The organism is Aquabacter spiritensis, assembly GCF_004346185.1.
Lineage (GTDB): Bacteria > Pseudomonadota > Alphaproteobacteria > Rhizobiales > Xanthobacteraceae > Aquabacter > Aquabacter spiritensis.
The window spans coordinates 180,893-197,798 of sequence record NZ_SMAI01000003.1; the positions used below are offsets into that span (position 1 = coordinate 180,893).

Below are 16,906 nucleotides of genomic sequence, written 5' to 3' on the forward strand. Positions count from 1 at the left end.
CCCGACACCGGAACCCCGAAGACCGGACATAAAATGGATCTCAATCTCAAGGATCGCGTCGCGATCATCACCGGCCCGGCCAAGGGCATGGGCGCCGCGGTCACCCGGGCCTTCGCGGCGGAGGGCTGCCGCCTCGTCTTGGTCGGCCGAGACGTCGCGGCGATCACGCCGGTGGCCGAGGAGGTCCGCAGGACGGGCGCCGAGGCGCTCGTCACCGCTTGCGACCTCACCGATGCGGCGGCCTGCGAGGCGGCGGTGGCGCGCGCGGTGGAGACGTTTGGCGGCGTCGACATCCTGGTCAATGTCGCCGGCGGCTCCGGGCCGATCGGCAAGAGCGGCATGGAGACGACGCCGGAGGAGTTCGACGAGATCGTCACGCTCAACATGAACGGCTGCTTCCACACCATCCGCGCCGTCCTGCCTTTCATGGTGGCGCAGAAATACGGCAAGATCGTCAATGTGGGCGGCACGTTTGGGCTGCGCGGCCGGGCCGGGCGGATGGCCTATTCGGCCTCCAAATGGGGCCTGCGCGGCATCACCAAGAGCTTCGCCCTGGAGGTCGGGCCGTCCAATGTGAACGTCAATTGCGTCGCGCCGGGCATGGTCGACGGCCCGCGCTTCCGCGACAAGGTCTGCGCCGACATGGCCCGCAAGCAGAACATCACGGTCGAGGAGGCGATGCGGCGCCATGCCGAGGATTATGCGCTGCGGCGCGTGACGACGGACGCGGACGTGGCCAATGCCTGCCTCTTCCTCGCCAGCGACGTGTCGCGCCAGCTCACCGGCATCGACCTCCCGGTCGATGGCGGCTGGGCGATGCTGTGAGGACGGGGCGATGAATGCGATGGCGCGGGAGGCCGACCTCCTCATCCGGAACGGGCGCGTGGTGACGCCGGACGAGGTGTCCGAGGCCTGCGTGGCGGTGCGCGACGGGCGCATCGTGGCGGTGGGCGCGGCGGACGCGATGCCGCCGGCGCGGGAGACCTTCGACGCCGCCGGCCTGCACATCCTGCCCGGCGCGATCGACGTGCACGTGCATTTCCGCGATCCCGGCTACACCCACAAGGAGGATTTCGAAAGCGGCACGGCCGCGGCCGCGTTCGGCGGCGTGACCACCGTCTTCGACATGCCCAACACCCTGCCGACCGTCGCCACCGGCGCGGCGCTGGCGCAGAAGCATGCCGTCGCCGCGGCCAAGGCCTGCGTCGATTACGGGCTCTATGCCGTGCTGGGCGAAGAGAGCCTCGATCACCTGCCGGATCTGATCGCGGGCGGCATCATCGGCTTCAAGCTCTATATGGGCAACACGTTCGGGCGGATCCCTTCGCCCTCGACCGGGGCGATGCTGGAGGCGTTCGAGCGCGTCGCGCCGACCGGCCTGCGCATCGCGCTCCACGCCGAGACCAATTCGATCATGGAGCGGCGCCAGGCGCGCCTCGCCGCGTCCGGCCGCAGCGACCCGCTCGCCCATCTCGCCTCGCGCCCGGCGGTGGTGGCGGTGGAGGCGGTGGCGCGCGCCGCCATCCTCGCCGAATGGACCGGGGCGCGGATCCATGTCCTGCACATCTCCTCCGCCGCCGAACTCGCGCCGCTGCGCGATGCGCGGGCGCGCGGCGTCGACGTCACGGGCGAGACCTGCCCGCATTATCTCCTCCTCGGCACCGCGGATTATGCCCGCTGCGGGGGCGTGATCCGGGTCAATCCGCCGGTGCGCGAGGCCGACAATCACGGCCCGCTCTGGGCGGCGCTGCGCGACGGCACGATCGACATGATCGCCACCGACCACGCCCCCCACACCCCCGAGGAGAAGACCCGCGCCGACATCTGGGCGGTCGATTGCGGCTTTCCCGGCGTCGAGAGCCAGATGCCGCTGATGCTGAGCGGGGTCGCGCAGGGGCACTATTCGGTGTGCGATTATGTCCGCTGGAGCGCGGAGAACCCGGCCAAGGTCTTCGGCCTCCACCCGCGCAAGGGGGCGGTGGCGGTGGGCGCGGACGCGGACTTCGCCTTTGTCGATCTCGCGCGGCGCTGGACGCTGCGCGATGCCGATCTGCAGTCCCGCTCCAAGATCTCGCCCTGGGACGGGCGTGCCGTCACCGGCCTGCCGGTCCATACCATGGTGCGCGGCCGCTTCGTGATGCGCGACCGGGCGCTGGTCCCCGGCAGCGCGGGCTTCGGGCGCTCCGTCCACCCGCTCCAATCCATGCCCCCCGCCCAGCCGCGCCACCAAGACCAGAGCCTCGCGGCGGTGACGGCGCAGCGCCCGGAGGCGGCGGAATGACCGAGGATGCGCGCGCCTTCGTCCAGCTCCAGGACGTCACCCTCGCTTATGGCCGGGGCGAGCGGAGGGTCGCGGCCCTGGGCAAGACCGACCTTTCCATCGCCAAGGGCGATTTCGTCGCTCTGGTCGGGCCGTCCGGCTGCGGCAAGTCGACCATCCTGAAGCTCGTGACGGGCCTCATCCCGGCGTCGTCGGGCTGGGTCTTCGTCGCCGGCCGCGAGGTCGGCGCCGAGCCGGTGCGGGTCGGCATGGCGTTCCAGAACCCGACCTTGCTGCCCTGGCTGTCGATCCGCGACAATGTCATGCTGCCGCTGAAGATCGTCCCGCCGTTCCGGCAGGAGTTCCGGGCCAAGCGGCGCGGCGAGTTCCGCGACCGGGCCGACGCGCTGCTCGCCCAGGTCGGCCTGTCCGGCTTCGGCGACAAATTTCCCTGGCAGCTCTCCGGCGGCATGCTGCAGCGCGCCTCCTTGTGCCGCGCGCTGATCCACGATCCGCAATTGCTGATGCTGGACGAGCCGTTCGGCGCGCTGGACCAGTTCACCCGCGAGGAATTGTGGGGGATTCTCCAGGAATTGTGGATGGACCGGCGGCCGACCGTGCTGCTCGTCACCCACGATCTGAAGGAAGCGAGCTTTCTCGCGACCCGGGTCTGCGTGATGCGCGCCCGGCCGGGGCGCATCGTCGAGGACAGCTTCGTCGACTTCCCCCGCCCCCGCACCATCGAGATGACCTACGAGCCGGGTTTCGTGGCGCTGACCCAAAGGCTGCGCGAACGGATCGTCTCGGCGCGGGGCGATGCCGCCGCGGCCGATCTTCAGGAGATCCCCGCATGACACCCGGCTGGCGCCGTCATTTGCAATCCGCCGCGGTCATCGTCGGCTTCTTCGTGCTCTGGGAATTGGCCTGCATCGTCTTCCACATCAAGGAGATCGTGCTGCCGCGGCCGACCCAGATCCTGTTCACCCTGTGGGAGCGCGCGCCCGCGATCTGGCCGCACACGCTCCAGACCCTGTACACGACCCTCGTCGGCTTCGCCCTCGGCATCGTCTCCGGGGTGCTGATCGGCGCGCTGATCGGCTCCTCGCGCCTCGCTTATGATGTCGGCTACCCGCTTCTGATCGGCTTCTCCTCGATCCCCAAGGTGGCGGTGGTGCCGATCTTCGTCCTGTGGTTCGGCGCCGGCACCGTGCCGGCCGTGCTCACGGCGATGATCATGAGCCTGTTTCCGATCGTCGTGAACGTCGCGACCGGCCTCGCCACCACCGAGCCGGAGCTGGAGGACGTGATGAAGGCGCTGCGCGCCAGCAAGTTCGACATCCTGATGAATGTCGGCCTGCCGCGCGCCATGCCCTATTTCTTCGCCTCGCTGAAAGTGTCGGTGACGCTCGCCTTCGTCGGCACCGTGATCGCCGAGACCGTGGCCTCCAATCTCGGCATCGGCAATCTGATGATGATCGCCTCCTCCTCCTTCGACGTGCCCTTGGTGTTCGCCGGCCTTCTGGTTCTGGCGCTGCTCGGGGTCGGCCTCTACGCCATCTTCTCCCTGATCGAGGGGCGGGTGATCGGCTGGGCCAAGCGGAAGGACGAGTTCGCGCTCGGCTGACCGCCGGGCCTGCGCCATTCGAAGAGAGCCCCCATGCCCATCGCCAAGGTTACCCGCATTTCCGCGTCGGCGCCGGACGACGTCGCCGGCCTCGAGACCGCGATCGCGCGCGGCGACATCCGCCCCGAGGGGATCCTCGCGATCTTCGGCAAGACCGAGGGCAATGGCTGCGTCAACGATTTTTCGCGCGGCTTCGCGGCCCAGTCGCTCGGCGCGATGCTGGAGCGGCATGTCGGCGCCGCGGCGCGCGAGGTGTGCCTCGTCATGTCGGGCGGCACCGAGGGCGGCCTCTCGCCCCATTGGCTGGTGCTCGAACGCGGCGAGGGCATGGCGGAGCCGGGGCCGGCGCTGGCCATCGGCCGCGCCCATACCGCCGCGCTCGCGCCGGAGCATCTCGGGCGGATGGGGCAGGTGGAGCAGGTGGCGGACGCGGTCCGGCGCGCCATGGCGGCGGCCGATATTGCCGATCCGCACGCCGTGCATTTCGTCCAGGTCAAATGCCCGCTTCTGACCGCGGCGCGGATCGGCGCGGCGCAGGCGCGGGGGGCCTCGGTCGCCACCACCGACACGCTGAAATCAATGGGCCTGTCGCGGGCGGCGAGCGCGCTCGGCATCGCCCTGGCGCTCGGCGAAGTGGCGCACGGGGATCTCGCGGATGCGGCGATCGGCACCGATGCCGGCTTGTGGTCGGGCCGGGCGAGCTGTTCCAGCGGCATCGAACTGATGGGGCACGAAGTCGTGGTGCTCGGCATGTCCCCGGTTTGGTCCGGGCGGCTCGCCATCGCGCACGGCGTCATGGCCGATGCGATCGACGTCGCGCCGGTCAAGGCGGCTCTGGCGGCGCTCGGCCTGTCCCCGGACGGAGCCGGCGACCAGATCGTGGTTCTGGCGAAGGCCGAAGCGAGCCGCAGCGGGGCGATCCGCGGGCGGCGTCACACCATGCTGGACGACAGCGACATATCGGCGACCCGCCATGCCCGCGCCTTTGTCGGCGGGGTTCTGGCGGGGCTGGTCGGGCACACCGAGCTTTATGTCTCGGGCGGCGCCGAGCATCAGGGGCCCGATGGCGGCGGGCCGGTCGCGCTGATCGCGCCGCGCCCGCTCTGACCAAAGGGTCAGTCCGCTTCGGTCTCGCGCCAGCGCTTGGTCAGCTTAAGGCGGATGTCGAACAGATCGAGCGCGCGCGCCACGGTCTGATTGACGATGTCGTCGAGGCTCGTCGGACGGTGATAGAAGGCGGGGACCGGCGGCATGATGATCGCCCCGCTCTGCGTCGCCTGCGCCATCAAGGCGATATGGCCGGCGTGCAGCGGCGTCTCGCGCAGCAGCAGCACGACCCGCCGCCTTTCCTTCAGGCAGACGTCCGCGGCCCGCGCGGTCAGCTCGTCATTGTAGCAATTGGCGATGCCGCTCAGCGTCTTGATCGAGCAGGGCGCGACCAGCATGCCGGCGGTGATGAAGGAGCCGGAGGACAGAGCGGCGCCGATATCCTTGGGATTGTAGAGCGCGTCCGCGAGCGCGCGGACCTCCTCGGCGCTGTGGTCGGTTTCCTCGGCGATGGTCCGCAGCCCGGCGGGGGTGAGGATGACATGGGTCTCCACGTCCGGAACGTCGCGCAGAAGCTGCAGCGCGCGGATGCCGTAAATGGCGCCCGAGGCCCCGGTGATGGCAACGATGAGCCGCCTCATGCCGGGGCGCTCCCGGCGGCGCGGGCGATGATGTCCACGGCGTCCTTCTCTTCTGTCTCGAGGGCGCGGCCCGCGGCCGCCGCGACGACGGCTATCATGCCGGCGGCGGCTTTGTCGCGGCCCGCGCCGTCGGGGGCCGCCGGCGCGAGGGCTTCGCCGAAACGGCCCAGCTCGTCCAGTTCGACCAGTTCGGCGGAGATTTCGAGCCCCTGAAGCTTTTCGCGCAGCCGGGCGGTCGCCTCCGAGGGGGCCGGCGCCGGCCCGGTCTTGAGGCGGCGGCGCACGGCGCGCAGCGGCCGGACCACCTCCCGGTGCCAGTCGCGCACCAGGGCCTCCGCCTGCCCGGCCTCCGCCGGGGCGAGCGCGTGGCCGCGCGCCGCGCCCATCCAGGCGGCGAACAGCAGCACATTGACGTCGAGCCCGGTGCGCTCCTGCAGCAGGAGGCAGGCGGCCGAGACCCCCGCGCGGCCATAGAGCGCGACGGCATAGTCTCTCAGGCGGGAATGGTCCTCGGTCATGCGGTCGCTCCGCAGGTCGTCGCCGCGATCATACGAGCGAAATGGCTTCGGCGCGTTCCAGGATCGAGCGCAGCTCCACCACCGCCGTCTCCAGTTCCGCCTCGCTCGCCGCCGCGCCGAGGCACAGGCGCACGCCGAGGCTGGCGGGATCGTGCGGGCGCAGCGCACCGGGCGGCGCGAGGGTGATTCCCGCCTGGGCCGCCTGGGCGACCAAAGCCGTCAGAGTGCGGCCCATCGGCAGCGGCAGCCAGACATGGAAACAGGGCGGGCCGGCGCGGTGCGGCAGCCAGCCCTTCAGGACGCGGCGCACCACGTCGTCGCGGGCCACGGCGCGTTCGCGCTTCAGCATGACCTGGCGGGCGAGGCCGCCATTCTGGATCAGCCGGGAGACCGTCTCGGCCATGGCCGGCACGGCCATCCAGCCGGTGGCGCGCAGCCCGTTGATGCAGCGGTCGCGGAACGTGTCCGGGGCGATCATGGCGCCGATCCGGAGCCCGGGCGCGAGGCATTTGGCGAGGCTCACCGCATAGAAGCTGCGCTCCGGCACCAACGCGGAAAGCGGGCGCGCCGGGACCGGCAGCAGAAAGGCGTAGGCGTCGTCCTCCAGCAGGAAGGCGTCGTGGCGCCGCAGGATGTCGGCGATGGCGAGGCGCCGCTCCTGGGGCATCAAGGTGCCGGTGGGGGTCTGGAGGGTCGGCATGCAATAGAGCACGCGGGCGCCGGTCTCGCGGAATGCGCGGTCGAGCGCCTCGGGCTGAAGGCCGTCCGAATCCATCGCCACGCCGTGCAGGCGGTAGCCCGACTGCGCCGACAGCGCCAGCATGCCCGAATAGGTCAGGGTCTCGGTCAGTACCGGGTCGCCGGGCGCCGCGACCAGAGCGAGGGCGATCGACAGTGCGTGCTGGGCGCCGTGGGTGATGAACAGGCGGTCCGGGTCGGCCGCCATGCCGTGGATCGCGAGCCAGGACGCGATCGCTTCCCGATGGTCGCGCCGTCCCTGGTGGGGCAGATAGCCCAGCAGCCCCTCCATCTCGCCTTCGGCGACGATTTCGGCCAGCGTCGCGGCGATCACGTCCGCCTCGCCGGTCGAGGGCGGGACGTTCAATGCGAGATTGATGCTGTGGCCGGCGCTGCGCTCCTCGCTCTTGGCGGGCGCCTTGCGCCGCAGGACGAAAGTGCCGCGCCCGACCTCTCCCGAGATCAGCCCGCGCTGCTCGGCCTCCGCATAGGCCTTCGAGACCGTGCCGACGCTGAGGCCGAGGCGCTCGGCCATGTCGCGCTGAGGCAGCAGGCGGGTCCCGGGCTTCACGCGACCGGCGGTGATGTCTTCCTCGAGCTGGTCGACGATCGCCACATAGCGCGGCCCGCGCTGCGCGGAGAGGGAGGGAACCCAATCGGTCATGCTTCACCCGGTTTCTTCTCCAGCGAATAGTGCAATCCGTGAATTGTTGCAATATGGCACGGCAAAGGAGACGGGTTTGCACACGCAAAATGATGCTTCCGCGCGGAATTACCTCGAAAAATAGGACATTCATGGTGCGGCGCAGCAAAAATCTTTGCATTGCATCATATTCATATAAGTCAAATTACCAAATTGGCTTATCTCAATTGTTGACGAGGTGTCTTTTGAACTTGTATCGTCCCAATCAATCGCGGCGCACCGACGCCGGTCCAATCGGGAGCACGCCCATGCTGTACGAAATCCGGGTGTATCAGGCGGCGGAGGGGCGCGCCGAAGCCATGCGCCAGCGCTTCCTGACCGAGGTGGTGCCCCGTTTGCCCAAGCACGGGATCGAGCTGCTCGGCGTCTTCACGGCCCCCGAGGAAGACGGCCGGATGACCTATATCACCCGCTTCGCCGACGAAGCCGCGCGGACCAAGGGGTGGGCGTCGTTCGGCGCCGATCCGGATTGGAAGGCCGTGAAGGCGGCGAGCGAGGTCGATGGCCCGCTGCTCGCCTCGCAGACCGTCTCGGTCCTCGCGCCGGCCGCGGCCGGCCTCCTCCTCGGTTGAACCGAAGCGGCGGGCCAGTCGCCCGCTTTGAGGACGTCAGATGAAACCGGCACCCTTTCGCTATGTTCGGCCCACCACTCTGGGTGAGGCCTGTGCGGTCCTCGCCGCCGAGGAGGATGCGCGCGTCATCGCCGGCGGGCAGACCCTCGTGCCCATGCTGGCGATGCGGCTCGCCCGTCCCTCGACCCTGGTCGACATCGCCCGCATGCCGGGCCTGTCCGGCATCGCCCGCGATGGCGACGTGCTGGTGATCGGCGCGACCACCCGCCAGGTCGAGGCCGAGCGCTCGGCGCTGGTGGCGCGCGATCTGCCGCTGCTCGCCGCCGCTCTGCCCTGGGTCGGCCATCCCCCGACCCGCACCCGCGGCACGGTCGGCGGCTCCTGCGCCAATGCCGATCCTTCGGCGGAAATCCCCCTCGTCGCCGTCACCCTCGATGCCGAGATCGTGGTCGAGGACGAAAGCGGCCCCATGCCGATGCTGGCGGACGATTTCTTCATCGGCCCGATGATCACGGCGGTCCCCCCGAGCGGCATCCTGACCGCGGTGCGCTTTCCGGTCTGGGACGAGGCCCGCATCGGCGCCGCGTTCCACGAGATCAGCGCCCGCCGGTCCGACTTCGCCTTCGTTTCCGCCGCGGCCCAGGTCGCGCGCGATGCCGAGGGCCGCTGCACGCGGATCGCGCTCGGCATTGGCGGGGTGGGCGACCGGCCCGTGAAGCTCGACGTCTCCGGCCTGATCGGCACCGCGCTCGATGCGGCCACGGTCGCGGCGGCGGTCCATGCCGCGGCCGCCGCGCTCGAGGCGACCAGCGACCTGCATGCCAGCGCCGACTATCGCCGCCGCGTCGCGGTGACGCTCGGCGCCCGGGCGATCGCCGACGCAGCGGCCAACATCCAAGCAAAGGAGGGCGGCCGGTGAAGGTCGAACTCACCATCAACGGCACCGCGCGCACGGCCGAGGTCGAGGCGCGCAAGACCCTGCTCGACGCGCTGCGCGAGGATTTTCAGCTCACCGGCACCCATGCCGGCTGCGAGCACGGCGTGTGCGGCGCCTGCACCGTCCTGATCGACGGCGCCCCGGCCCGCTCCTGCCTGATGTTCGCCTGCCAGGCGGACGGCTACGACATCACCACGATCGAGGGCATGGCGCCGGCGCCGGGCGAACTCTCGGTGATCCAGGACGCGTTCTGCGAGACCCACGGCATGCAATGCGGCTTCTGCACGCCGGGCATGGTGCTGGCGGCGCATGCGCTGCTGGCGCGCGAGGACAGCCCGGACCGCGCCGCCATCGTCGAGGCGATCTCGGGCAATATCTGCCGCTGCACCGGCTATGGCCAGATCGTCGAGGCGATCGCGCTCGCCGCCGAGCGCCTGCGCACGGCCAACACGCCGCGCGGCGTGCGCCCGCCGCAGATCGGCGCCCCGCATGTCGATCCCGACGCCGGCGAGGACGCGCCGGGCGCCGGCATCCTCGAAGCCGCGGATGCCGACATGCCGCATGGAGGCCGGCCATGACCGAAGCCCCGTCCCAGTTCCGCTTCGTCTCCGCCAATCGCCGCGTGCGCGAGGACCGGCGCTTCGTCGCCGGCCGCGGCCATTATGTCGCCGACATCGCGCTCGAGGGCATGCTGCACGTCGCCATGGTCGCCTCGCAGCACCCGGCCGCCCGCATCGTCTCGATCGATGCCAGCGCTGCGCTCGCTTTGCCGGGCGTGCATTACGTGCTGACCGGCGAGGAGCTGGCCGGCGGTGTCGATCAGTTGATGAACGGCCTCGACACGCCCAATGTCCGCCGCTACCCGCTGGCGGTGGGCCGCACGCGCTATGCCGGCGAATGGGTCGCCGCGGTGGTGGCCGACAGCCGCGCCCTGGCCGAGGACGCCGCCGAGAAGGTGCGCGTCGTCTACGAACCGCTGGCCTATCTCACCAAGGCGGAAGAGGCCCTCGACCCGGCGAGCCCGCCGGTCCATCCCGAGCACGGCTCCAACATCCTGCTCGACCGGCAGTTCGTGTGGGGCGAGGTGGACCGCCACTTCGCCGAGAGCCCGCGGCATTTGTCGTTCCGCGTCACCTGGGGGCGCAATTCCACCGTCCCGATCGAGACCTTCGGCGTCGTCGCCTCCTGGGATCCCTGGCGCGACATGCTCGACGTCTGGGCCTCGATCCAGATGCCGAAATATTCCGACCAGATCTCGCGCGCGCTGCGCATCCCCACCAATGCGGTGCGGGTGCATCAGGATGTCGATGTCGGCGGCTCCTACGGCGTGAAGCGCGGCATCAAGCACACCGTGCTGGTCGGCTATCTCTCGCGCCGGCTGAACCGGCCGGTGCGCTTCCTGGAAGACCGGCTGGAGAATATGCGCTCCGGCGACGCCCATGGCCCGGAGCGGATCTTCGACGTCGACGTCGCCTTCGACGAGGCCGGCATCATCAAGTCGATGAAGATGCGCGCTCTGGACAATGCCGGCGCCTATGCCGGGCGCGCGCCGTTCCAGCTCGGCAAGCCGATCGGCGCCATCGTCGGGCCCTACAAGATCCAGAGCGTCGCCTATCGCGCGCAGTCGGTCACGACCAACAAGGCGGTGCAGGAGGCGGTGCGCGGCTTCGGCCAGTCGCCGACCAATTACGCCATCGAAACCGCGATGGACAAGGTGGCGCGCGCCTGCGGCCTCGACCGGGTCGAGGCGCGGCGGCGCAATTTCATCCGCAAGGAGGAGTTCCCCTATCTCATCCCGAGCGGCACGCGCTACGACAGCGGCGACTATCACACGGTGGTCGAGAAGGTGCTGGCGCACGTCGATTATGACGGCCTGCTTGCGGAACGCGACCGGCTGCGCGCCTCCGGCCTGCTCGCCGGCATCGGCATCGCCGCCTGCCTCGAACCCTCGGGCGGCAATTCCTCGTTCGAGCCGCTGCTGAACGAGAAGAACACCACCACGACCTGGATGGATTCGGCCCGCATCACCATCGACGGGCCGGGCTTCGTCACCGTCACCATCCACACCACCTCCTCCGGCCAGGGCCACGAGACCTTGGCCGCGACCGTGGTGGCGGAGGTGCTGGAGATCGATCCCGACCGCATCCGCGTGGTGCGCCCCGACACGCTGGAGAGCCTGCCGTCCAATTCCCCGGTCGGCAGCCGCATGGCCATCATGCTCGGCGGCGCCTGCTTCCATGCCGCGCAGAAGCTGAAGGCCAAGCTGGTGGCGATCGCCGCCTTCCAGTTCGGCATCGCGCCCGAGGCGGCGCGCTACGAGACCGGCGCGGTGAGCGATCCGGCGAGCGGCCGGCGCCTGGACTGGGCCGACATCGTCAACATCGCCCACCGCAACTTCCATCTCCTGCCGCCCGACACCGAGCCGGGCCTCGCGGTCACCCACGTCATGCAGGTGCCGACCGCGACCAAGCTGCCGGAGGACGGGCGGGTGCAGATGTATCCCTGCCACTCGTTCGAATTCCACGTCGTGCTGATCGCGCTCGACCCCGTGCTCGGCAAGCCGGAGATCCGCCGCTACGTGATCGGCCACGATTGCGGCACGGTGATCAATCCGCACATCGTCAAGGGCATGACGCTCGGCGGCATCGCCCACGGCATCGGCGCGGCGCTGCTGGAGGAGTTCGTCTATGACGACGAGGGCCAGCTCCTGACCCAGAGCTTCATGGACTATCTCCTGCCCTCCTCGCACGAGGTGCCGGCCGTCGAGATCGTTCACCACGTCACGCCCTCGCCCTTCACCGTGTTCGGCCAGAAGGGTTCGGGCGAGAGCGGCTATCTCGGCGCCCCGGCGGCCATCTCCGGCGCCCTGAACGATGCCGTCGACGCCCTCGGCATCGCCTTCGACAAGCTGCCGATCCGCATCTTTGCCATCAGCGACGCGGTTGCGGCCGCGCGCGCCAAACAGAGCCAAGAGAAGACATCCGCATGATCATCGACGCCCACGCCCATCTCGTCCCGCCGACTTTGGTCGACGCCATCAAGTCGCAGGCCGACAAATTCCCCTCGGTCCGGATCACGGAAGAGGGCGGCTTCGCCTTTGCCGGCGGCAAGCCGACCCGCCCGGTCTCCAAGGGCCTCAGCGATCTGCCCGCGCGCCTGAAATGGATGGACGAGAACAAGATCGCGCGTCAGGTGGTCGGCGGCTGGCTCGACATTTTCGGCAATGATCTGCCGGTCGAAGAGGGCGTCGCCTGGTCGCGGCTCTACAACGCGCACATGCTGGAGACCGCCAAGGCTGAGCCGCGCTTCGTGCCGCTCTGCCTGGTGCCGCTGCAGGACGGCGCACGCGCCGCCGAGGTGCTGCGCGAGGCCCACGCCGCCGGCTTCCGCGGCACCATGATCGGCACCCAGCCCAAGGGCAAAGGCGGCGTCCTCGACGATCCCGCGCTGCTGCCGTTCTGGGAAGCGGCCGACGCGCTGGAAATGGGCGTCTTCATCCATCCGGTGTTCGAGAGCGGCGACGACCGGGTGCACGATTACGGCATGGCGAATGCGGTCGGCCGCATCACCGACATGATGATCGCCTTCTCGCGGCTGATCTATGCCGGCCATGTCACGCGCTTCTCGCGCGCCAAGATCGTCGCCGGCATCGGCGGGGCGGCGCTGCCTTATGCCATCGGCCGGCTGCGCCGGAACTACACGCTCGACAAGAAACTCGGCGATCCCGACGCGGCGCTGGCGACGCTCTATTACGACACCATCGTCCAGGACCCCCGGACCCTGCGCTATCTCGCCGACATCGTCGGCGCGGACCGCATCATGATGGGCTCGGACATGCCGTTCCCGATCGGCGATCTGGAGCCCCTGAAGATCGTCGCCGAGACCGCGTTCAGCGACGCCGAGCGCGCCTCGATCAATGGCGGGCTCGCCCAGCGCCTGCTGGGCCTCTGAGGAGACGCGCCCCATGAAGCTCGACATCGCCGGAAGCGAAACCATCCAGACCGACATCGAGAGCCTGTGGCGGGCGCTCAACGATCCCGCCGTGCTGACGCGCTGCATCCCCGGGTGCAAGGCGATGATCGAGACGGCGCCCGACGCCTACAAGGTCGAGATGCAGTTGCGCGTCGCGGCGGTGGGCGGCTCGTTCGAGGGCGAGATCGCGCTGTCGGACAAGCAGCCGCCGCACACCTGCCGCATCACGGTGTCGGGCGCCGGCTCGCTCGGCCACGGCAATGGCGAGGCGAAGTTCGAGATCACGCCGCAGGAGGACGCCTGCCTCCTGGCCTATCAGGGCGTCGGCGAGGTCGGCGGCCTCGTCGCCGGGGTCGGCCAGCGCATCCTCGGATCGGTGTCGAAGCATCTCATCGGCCGCTTCTTCACCGCTCTGCGCAAGGAATTCGAGCCGGGCCAGGCGCTCGGGGCGGCGGAGTAAGACTATGGACGCAGCCACCGACACCCACCGCATCGCGGTCGCCCCCGGCGTCCACCTCGCCGTCAAGGTCTCCGGAACGCCGGGCAAGCCGGCTCTGGTGTTCAGCAATTCGCTGGCCGCCGACATGAGTTCCTGGGACGCGGTCGCCGACCGCCTCGCCCCGCACGCCCGCATCGTGCGCTACGACACGCGCGGCCACGGCGCATCGGACGCCCCGCAGGGGCCCTACGACATCGCCATGCTGGGGGGCGACGCGCTTGCCGTGATGGATGCCCTCGGCATCACGCGCGCCGTCTTCTGCGGCCTTTCGCTCGGCGGCCTGACCGGCATGTGGCTCGGCGCCCATGCCGGCGACCGTCTCGCCGGGCTGGTGCTCGCCAATACCGCGGCGAATTTTCCGCCGGCCCAGATGTGGCTCGACCGGGCGGAAGGGGCCCGCCGCGACGGCCTCGCCGCGCTGGTCGAGCCGACTTTGGCGCGCTGGTTCACCGCGGCCTATCGCGCGGCGCAGCCCGCCCGCGTCGCCAAGGTGGGTGCGGCGATCGCCGCCACCCCGGTCGAGGGCTATGCCGCGAGCTGCGGCCTGCTCGGCGCGACCGATCTTCTGCCGAGCCTCGGGGAGATTTCCTGCCCGACCCTCGTCATTGCCGGCGCGCACGATCCCTCGACGCCGCCCGCCCGCGCCGCGGAGATCGCCGCCGCCGTGCCCGGCGCCGAGCTGGTCACGCTCGATGCCGCCCATCTCAGCGCGGTCGAGGCGGGCGACGCCTTCGCCGAGGCGCTGACCGCATTTCTGTCCCGCCTGAAGCTCGCCTGATGATCAACGAGAAGAACCGGAGGAAACAGATGAAGACGATACGCACATTCGCCCTCGCCGCGACCCTCGCCGCCACCCTGTCCGCGCCCGCTTATGCCCAGGGCCTGGACAAGCTGTCGATCGTGGTGTTCGGCGCGCCCTCGCTCGGCGCCTTCATGCCGCCGGTGATCAAGGCGCAGAAGCTCGACGAGAAGAACGGCCTCGACATCACCTTCGCCGAGCGCACCCCCGACGCCTACACCGCCCAGTTCAATTCGGGCGAATACCAGGTCGGCGGCAGCGCGGCGCTCCTCACCGTCGGTCTCGCGGACGTGCGCGGCGTGAAGGTGACCTATCTGTTCAATCTGTTCGATTATTGGGGCGCGGTCGTCACCTCGCGGCCCGAGATCAAGACCCTGAAGGATCTCGAGGGCAAGGACCTCGCGGCCGCCAAGGGCACGACCAATTGGGTGATGTTCGACTGGCTGGCGCGCCAGCAGGGTGTCGACACGTCCAAGATCGGCGTCGTCAACACCGCGACGCCCGGCCTCGTCGGCTATGCGCTGGCGGATCGCGCAAGCGCCGTCCAGCTCTGGGAGCCGGCCTATACCACGCTGCTCTCGAAGAAGCCGACGATCCGCACCCTCGATCTGAAGATCCAGGAGAGCTGGACCAAGTTCACCGGCACCAAGGACATTCCCTATCTCGGCGTCGCCGCGCATACGGCCTGGGTCGAGAAGAACAAGCCGCTGATTCCCAAGCTGTTCGCCGCCTATAAGGAAGCGGCCGCCTGGATCGCCGCGCATCCCGACGACGCCGCCAAGCTGATCGCGCCGAAGGGCACCCCGGACGACCAGAAGGCGATTTCCGATCTGATCAAGGCGAACGACCGCCTCGGCATGAACGTGCGCTGGGCCGGCGACGTGAAGAAGGAAATCCAGGCGGTCTATTCCGCCGGGCGCAGCATCGATTTCCTGCCCGGCGACCCGTCGGCCGCCACCATCTATGAGGGAGGACGCCAGTGACCGACCGAACTCTATCGGGCGGCCCGCCAGCCATGCCGGGCGCCGTCCTTCTCGGGCGCATCGCCCGGACCGCGGCGCCCTTCGTTCTGATGGCGGTGGCCTGGCAGATCGCGTCGCTGTTCTTCCCGCCTTATCTGTTCCCCTCGCTGGTCGCGGTCTTCTGGCGCTGCCTGGAGATCCTGACCCACTGGTCGCAGCTCGTCGACGTGCTCGCCACCGTGTCGCGCATCCTCGCCGGCCTGGCGGGGGCGTTCGTGATCGGCGCCGCCATGGCGCTGGCCATGGCGCGCTCGAAGGCGGTGGACGGCTTCCTGTCGCCCATCCTCACCTTCTTCCAGGGCATTCCCGCCCTGTCCTGGGTGGTGTTCGCGATCATCTGGTTCCACGGCATCGAGTTCCGCATCTTCTTCATCATGGTGCTGACGACGCTGCCGGCCTTCACCTTCCAGGTTCTGGGCGCGCTGAGGGCGATGCCGAAGGACCTGGTCGAAATGGTGATGAGCTTTCGCCCCTCGCGGGCGAAGATCTTCCGGGTGATGGTGCTGCCCTCCATCCTTCCGGAAATCCTCACCGCCTGGAAGGTCAATCTCGGCAATGCCTCGCGCGTCGTCGTGGTGGCCGAACTGGTGGGCGCGACGGGCGGCGTCGGCTACCAGCTGCTCCAGCAGCAGCAGATTTTCGACATGGCGGGTGCGCTCGCCTGGACCCTCCAGCTCGTCTTCTTCGTGCTGATCGTCCAGTACGTGCTGACGCTGATCGAGACCGTCGCCTTCCGCTACCGCGCCGTTTCGGAGCGCTCGCTATGAACGCCATGGATGCCACTCTCTCCACTCCGGCCAATGCGGCCGGCCCGGCCGAGATCCGGTTCGAGAACGTCACCAAGACCTTCGGACGGATGGGCGGCGGCGACCTGTTCAAGGCCGTGGACGACCTCAATCTCGAGATCCGCCCCGGCGAACTGGTCGCCATTCTGGGCAAGACCGGCTGCGGCAAGTCGACCATGTTCAACATGATCGCCGGCCTGCTGGAGCCGAGCCAGGGCAAGGTCGAGGTGTCGGGCCACAATCCCTTCACCGAGTTCAACTGGTTCCGCGGCAAGATCGCCATCGTGTTCCAGAACGACCGGCTCCTGCCCTGGCGCACCGCCATCCAGAATGTCGAACTCGGCCTCGAAATGCTCGAAGTGCCGAAGGCCGAGCGGCATGCCACCGCCCAGCGCTGGCTGACCCAGCTCGGCCTCGGCGGACACGAGAACGATTATCCCCACGCTTTGTCCGGCGGCATGCGCCAGCGCGTGTCGATCGCCCGCGCCTTCGCCACCAATGCCGGCATCCTGCTGTGCGACGAGCCGTTCTCCGCGCTCGACGAGATGACGGGAAACCGGCTGCGGGCGGAATTCGCGAACCTGGTGCGCGAGAACGGCAAGACGGCCGTCTTCATCACCCATTCCATCAACGAGGCGCTGCAGATCGGCGACCGGATCGTGGTGCTCCGGCGCCCCGCCAAGATCGCCTACGACGTCAAGCTGCCGCGCAATGCCGACAAGGCGGTCCAGGAAGAGATCCGACTGAAGATCCAGGCCGTCCTTTCCGAATAACCCGAAGAATTGGGAG

The 16,906-nt window shown here is 69.4% G+C and carries 18 protein-coding genes; 15 read left to right on the forward strand and 3 right to left on the reverse strand.

Going from position 1 to position 16,906, the window contains the following annotated elements; all coding sequences use genetic code 11:
• The first annotated feature begins 33 nt into the window (after positions 1-33).
• From EDC64_RS07210 to atzD, 5 genes are read left to right on the forward strand one after another with little or no spacing between them, the layout of a single operon-like run.
• Positions 34-825 (forward strand): SDR family NAD(P)-dependent oxidoreductase, encoded by a 792-nt coding sequence (locus EDC64_RS07210; RefSeq protein WP_132030596.1) that lies wholly within the window; start codon positions 34-36, stop codon positions 823-825.
• 10 nt (positions 826-835) lie between these two features.
• On the forward strand, positions 836-2,281 hold the full coding sequence (gene allB, locus EDC64_RS07215; protein WP_245504579.1) for an allantoinase AllB: 1,446 nt from the start codon (positions 836-838) through the stop codon (positions 2,279-2,281).
• Complete coding sequence (locus EDC64_RS07220) at positions 2,278-3,114, forward strand: ABC transporter ATP-binding protein (protein ID WP_132030597.1); 837 nt, start codon at positions 2,278-2,280, stop codon at positions 3,112-3,114. The genes allB and EDC64_RS07220 overlap by 4 nt, the downstream gene beginning before the upstream one ends.
• Positions 3,111-3,884, forward strand: coding sequence for an ABC transporter permease (locus EDC64_RS07225; protein WP_132030598.1), 774 nt, complete (start codon positions 3,111-3,113; stop codon positions 3,882-3,884). Before EDC64_RS07220 ends, EDC64_RS07225 begins: the two co-directional genes overlap by 4 nt.
• A gap of 33 nt (positions 3,885-3,917) precedes the next feature.
• Positions 3,918-4,991 carry a cyanuric acid amidohydrolase gene (gene atzD, locus EDC64_RS07230; RefSeq protein WP_132030599.1) on the forward strand — a complete coding sequence of 358 codons (1,074 nt, stop codon included), beginning with the start codon at positions 3,918-3,920 and terminating at the stop codon, positions 4,989-4,991.
• An 8-nt stretch (positions 4,992-4,999) separates the two neighbouring features.
• Here atzD and EDC64_RS07235 read toward each other — a convergent pair whose 3' ends face one another.
• Genes EDC64_RS07235 through EDC64_RS07245 form a run of 3 tightly spaced genes read right to left on the reverse strand, consistent with a single transcriptional unit; the run spans position 5,000 to position 7,492 of the window.
• A complete protein-coding gene (locus tag EDC64_RS07235) occupies positions 5,000-5,572 on the reverse strand; it encodes a UbiX family flavin prenyltransferase (RefSeq protein ID WP_132030600.1) in 573 nt (190 codons plus the stop codon).
• Entirely contained in the window at positions 5,569-6,090 is a 522-nt protein-coding gene (locus EDC64_RS07240; protein ID WP_132030601.1) for a TIGR02444 family protein, read from the reverse strand. Before EDC64_RS07240 ends, EDC64_RS07235 begins: the two co-directional genes overlap by 4 nt.
• A 28-nt stretch (positions 6,091-6,118) precedes the next feature.
• Positions 6,119-7,492, reverse strand: coding sequence for an aminotransferase-like domain-containing protein (locus EDC64_RS07245; protein WP_132030602.1), 1,374 nt, complete (start codon positions 7,490-7,492; stop codon positions 6,119-6,121).
• Between the two features lie 287 nt (positions 7,493-7,779).
• On the opposite strand from EDC64_RS07245, the gene EDC64_RS23475 reads away from it, so the two are divergent.
• Genes EDC64_RS23475 through EDC64_RS07295 form a run of 10 tightly spaced genes read left to right on the forward strand, consistent with a single transcriptional unit; the run spans position 7,780 to position 16,890 of the window.
• Positions 7,780-8,103 (forward strand): NIPSNAP family protein, encoded by a 324-nt coding sequence (locus tag EDC64_RS23475; protein WP_165933670.1) that lies wholly within the window; start codon positions 7,780-7,782, stop codon positions 8,101-8,103.
• Positions 8,104-8,143: 40 nt separating this feature from the next.
• Entirely contained in the window at positions 8,144-9,022 is an 879-nt protein-coding gene (locus EDC64_RS07255) for an FAD binding domain-containing protein (protein ID WP_132030604.1), read from the forward strand.
• Positions 9,019-9,618 (forward strand): (2Fe-2S)-binding protein, encoded by a 600-nt coding sequence (locus tag EDC64_RS07260; RefSeq protein WP_132030605.1) that lies wholly within the window; start codon positions 9,019-9,021, stop codon positions 9,616-9,618. The genes EDC64_RS07255 and EDC64_RS07260 overlap by 4 nt, the downstream gene beginning before the upstream one ends.
• Positions 9,615-12,029, forward strand: coding sequence for a xanthine dehydrogenase family protein molybdopterin-binding subunit (locus EDC64_RS07265; protein WP_132030606.1), 2,415 nt, complete (start codon positions 9,615-9,617; stop codon positions 12,027-12,029). The genes EDC64_RS07260 and EDC64_RS07265 overlap by 4 nt, the downstream gene beginning before the upstream one ends.
• A complete protein-coding gene (locus EDC64_RS07270) occupies positions 12,026-12,991 on the forward strand; it encodes an amidohydrolase family protein (protein WP_132030607.1) in 966 nt (321 codons plus the stop codon). Before EDC64_RS07265 ends, EDC64_RS07270 begins: the two co-directional genes overlap by 4 nt.
• A gap of 13 nt (positions 12,992-13,004) precedes the next feature.
• On the forward strand, positions 13,005-13,472 hold the full coding sequence (locus tag EDC64_RS07275; protein ID WP_165933671.1) for an SRPBCC family protein: 468 nt from the start codon (positions 13,005-13,007) through the stop codon (positions 13,470-13,472).
• Positions 13,473-13,476: 4 nt separating this feature from the next.
• Entirely contained in the window at positions 13,477-14,289 is an 813-nt protein-coding gene (gene pcaD, locus EDC64_RS07280) for a 3-oxoadipate enol-lactonase (RefSeq protein ID WP_132030609.1), read from the forward strand.
• A gap of 29 nt (positions 14,290-14,318) precedes the next feature.
• Positions 14,319-15,293, forward strand: coding sequence for an ABC transporter substrate-binding protein (locus tag EDC64_RS07285; RefSeq protein WP_132030610.1), 975 nt, complete (start codon positions 14,319-14,321; stop codon positions 15,291-15,293).
• The gene (locus EDC64_RS07290; protein ID WP_132030611.1) at positions 15,290-16,099 is read left to right on the forward strand and encodes an ABC transporter permease; all 810 of its coding nucleotides are present in this window, start codon (positions 15,290-15,292) and stop codon (positions 16,097-16,099) included. Before EDC64_RS07285 ends, EDC64_RS07290 begins: the two co-directional genes overlap by 4 nt.
• Positions 16,096-16,890: an ABC transporter ATP-binding protein gene (locus tag EDC64_RS07295; RefSeq protein ID WP_245504580.1), complete on the forward strand. Its 795-nt coding sequence runs from the start codon at positions 16,096-16,098 to the stop codon at positions 16,888-16,890. Before EDC64_RS07290 ends, EDC64_RS07295 begins: the two co-directional genes overlap by 4 nt.
• Positions 16,891-16,906: the final 16 nt, after the last annotated feature.

Coding starts and splice junctions, on each gene's coding strand:
- EDC64_RS07210 (WP_132030596.1), top strand. CDS start 34: ATGGATCTCAATCTCAAGGATCGCGTCGCGATCATCACCGGCCCGGCC.
- allB (WP_245504579.1), top strand. CDS start 836: ATGAATGCGATGGCGCGGGAGGCCGACCTCCTCATCCGGAACGGGCGC.
- EDC64_RS07220 (WP_132030597.1), top strand. CDS start 2,278: ATGACCGAGGATGCGCGCGCCTTCGTCCAGCTCCAGGACGTCACCCTC.
- EDC64_RS07225 (WP_132030598.1), top strand. CDS start 3,111: ATGACACCCGGCTGGCGCCGTCATTTGCAATCCGCCGCGGTCATCGTC.
- atzD (WP_132030599.1), top strand. CDS start 3,918: ATGCCCATCGCCAAGGTTACCCGCATTTCCGCGTCGGCGCCGGACGAC.
- EDC64_RS07235 (WP_132030600.1), bottom strand. CDS start 5,572: ATGAGGCGGCTCATCGTTGCCATCACCGGGGCCTCGGGCGCCATTTAC.
- EDC64_RS07240 (WP_132030601.1), bottom strand. CDS start 6,090: ATGACCGAGGACCATTCCCGCCTGAGAGACTATGCCGTCGCGCTCTAT.
- EDC64_RS07245 (WP_132030602.1), bottom strand. CDS start 7,492: ATGACCGATTGGGTTCCCTCCCTCTCCGCGCAGCGCGGGCCGCGCTAT.
- EDC64_RS23475 (WP_165933670.1), top strand. CDS start 7,780: ATGCTGTACGAAATCCGGGTGTATCAGGCGGCGGAGGGGCGCGCCGAA.
- EDC64_RS07255 (WP_132030604.1), top strand. CDS start 8,144: ATGAAACCGGCACCCTTTCGCTATGTTCGGCCCACCACTCTGGGTGAG.
- EDC64_RS07265 (WP_132030606.1), top strand. CDS start 9,615: ATGACCGAAGCCCCGTCCCAGTTCCGCTTCGTCTCCGCCAATCGCCGC.
- EDC64_RS07270 (WP_132030607.1), top strand. CDS start 12,026: ATGATCATCGACGCCCACGCCCATCTCGTCCCGCCGACTTTGGTCGAC.
- EDC64_RS07275 (WP_165933671.1), top strand. CDS start 13,005: ATGAAGCTCGACATCGCCGGAAGCGAAACCATCCAGACCGACATCGAG.
- pcaD (WP_132030609.1), top strand. CDS start 13,477: ATGGACGCAGCCACCGACACCCACCGCATCGCGGTCGCCCCCGGCGTC.
- EDC64_RS07285 (WP_132030610.1), top strand. CDS start 14,319: ATGAAGACGATACGCACATTCGCCCTCGCCGCGACCCTCGCCGCCACC.
- EDC64_RS07295 (WP_245504580.1), top strand. CDS start 16,096: ATGAACGCCATGGATGCCACTCTCTCCACTCCGGCCAATGCGGCCGGC.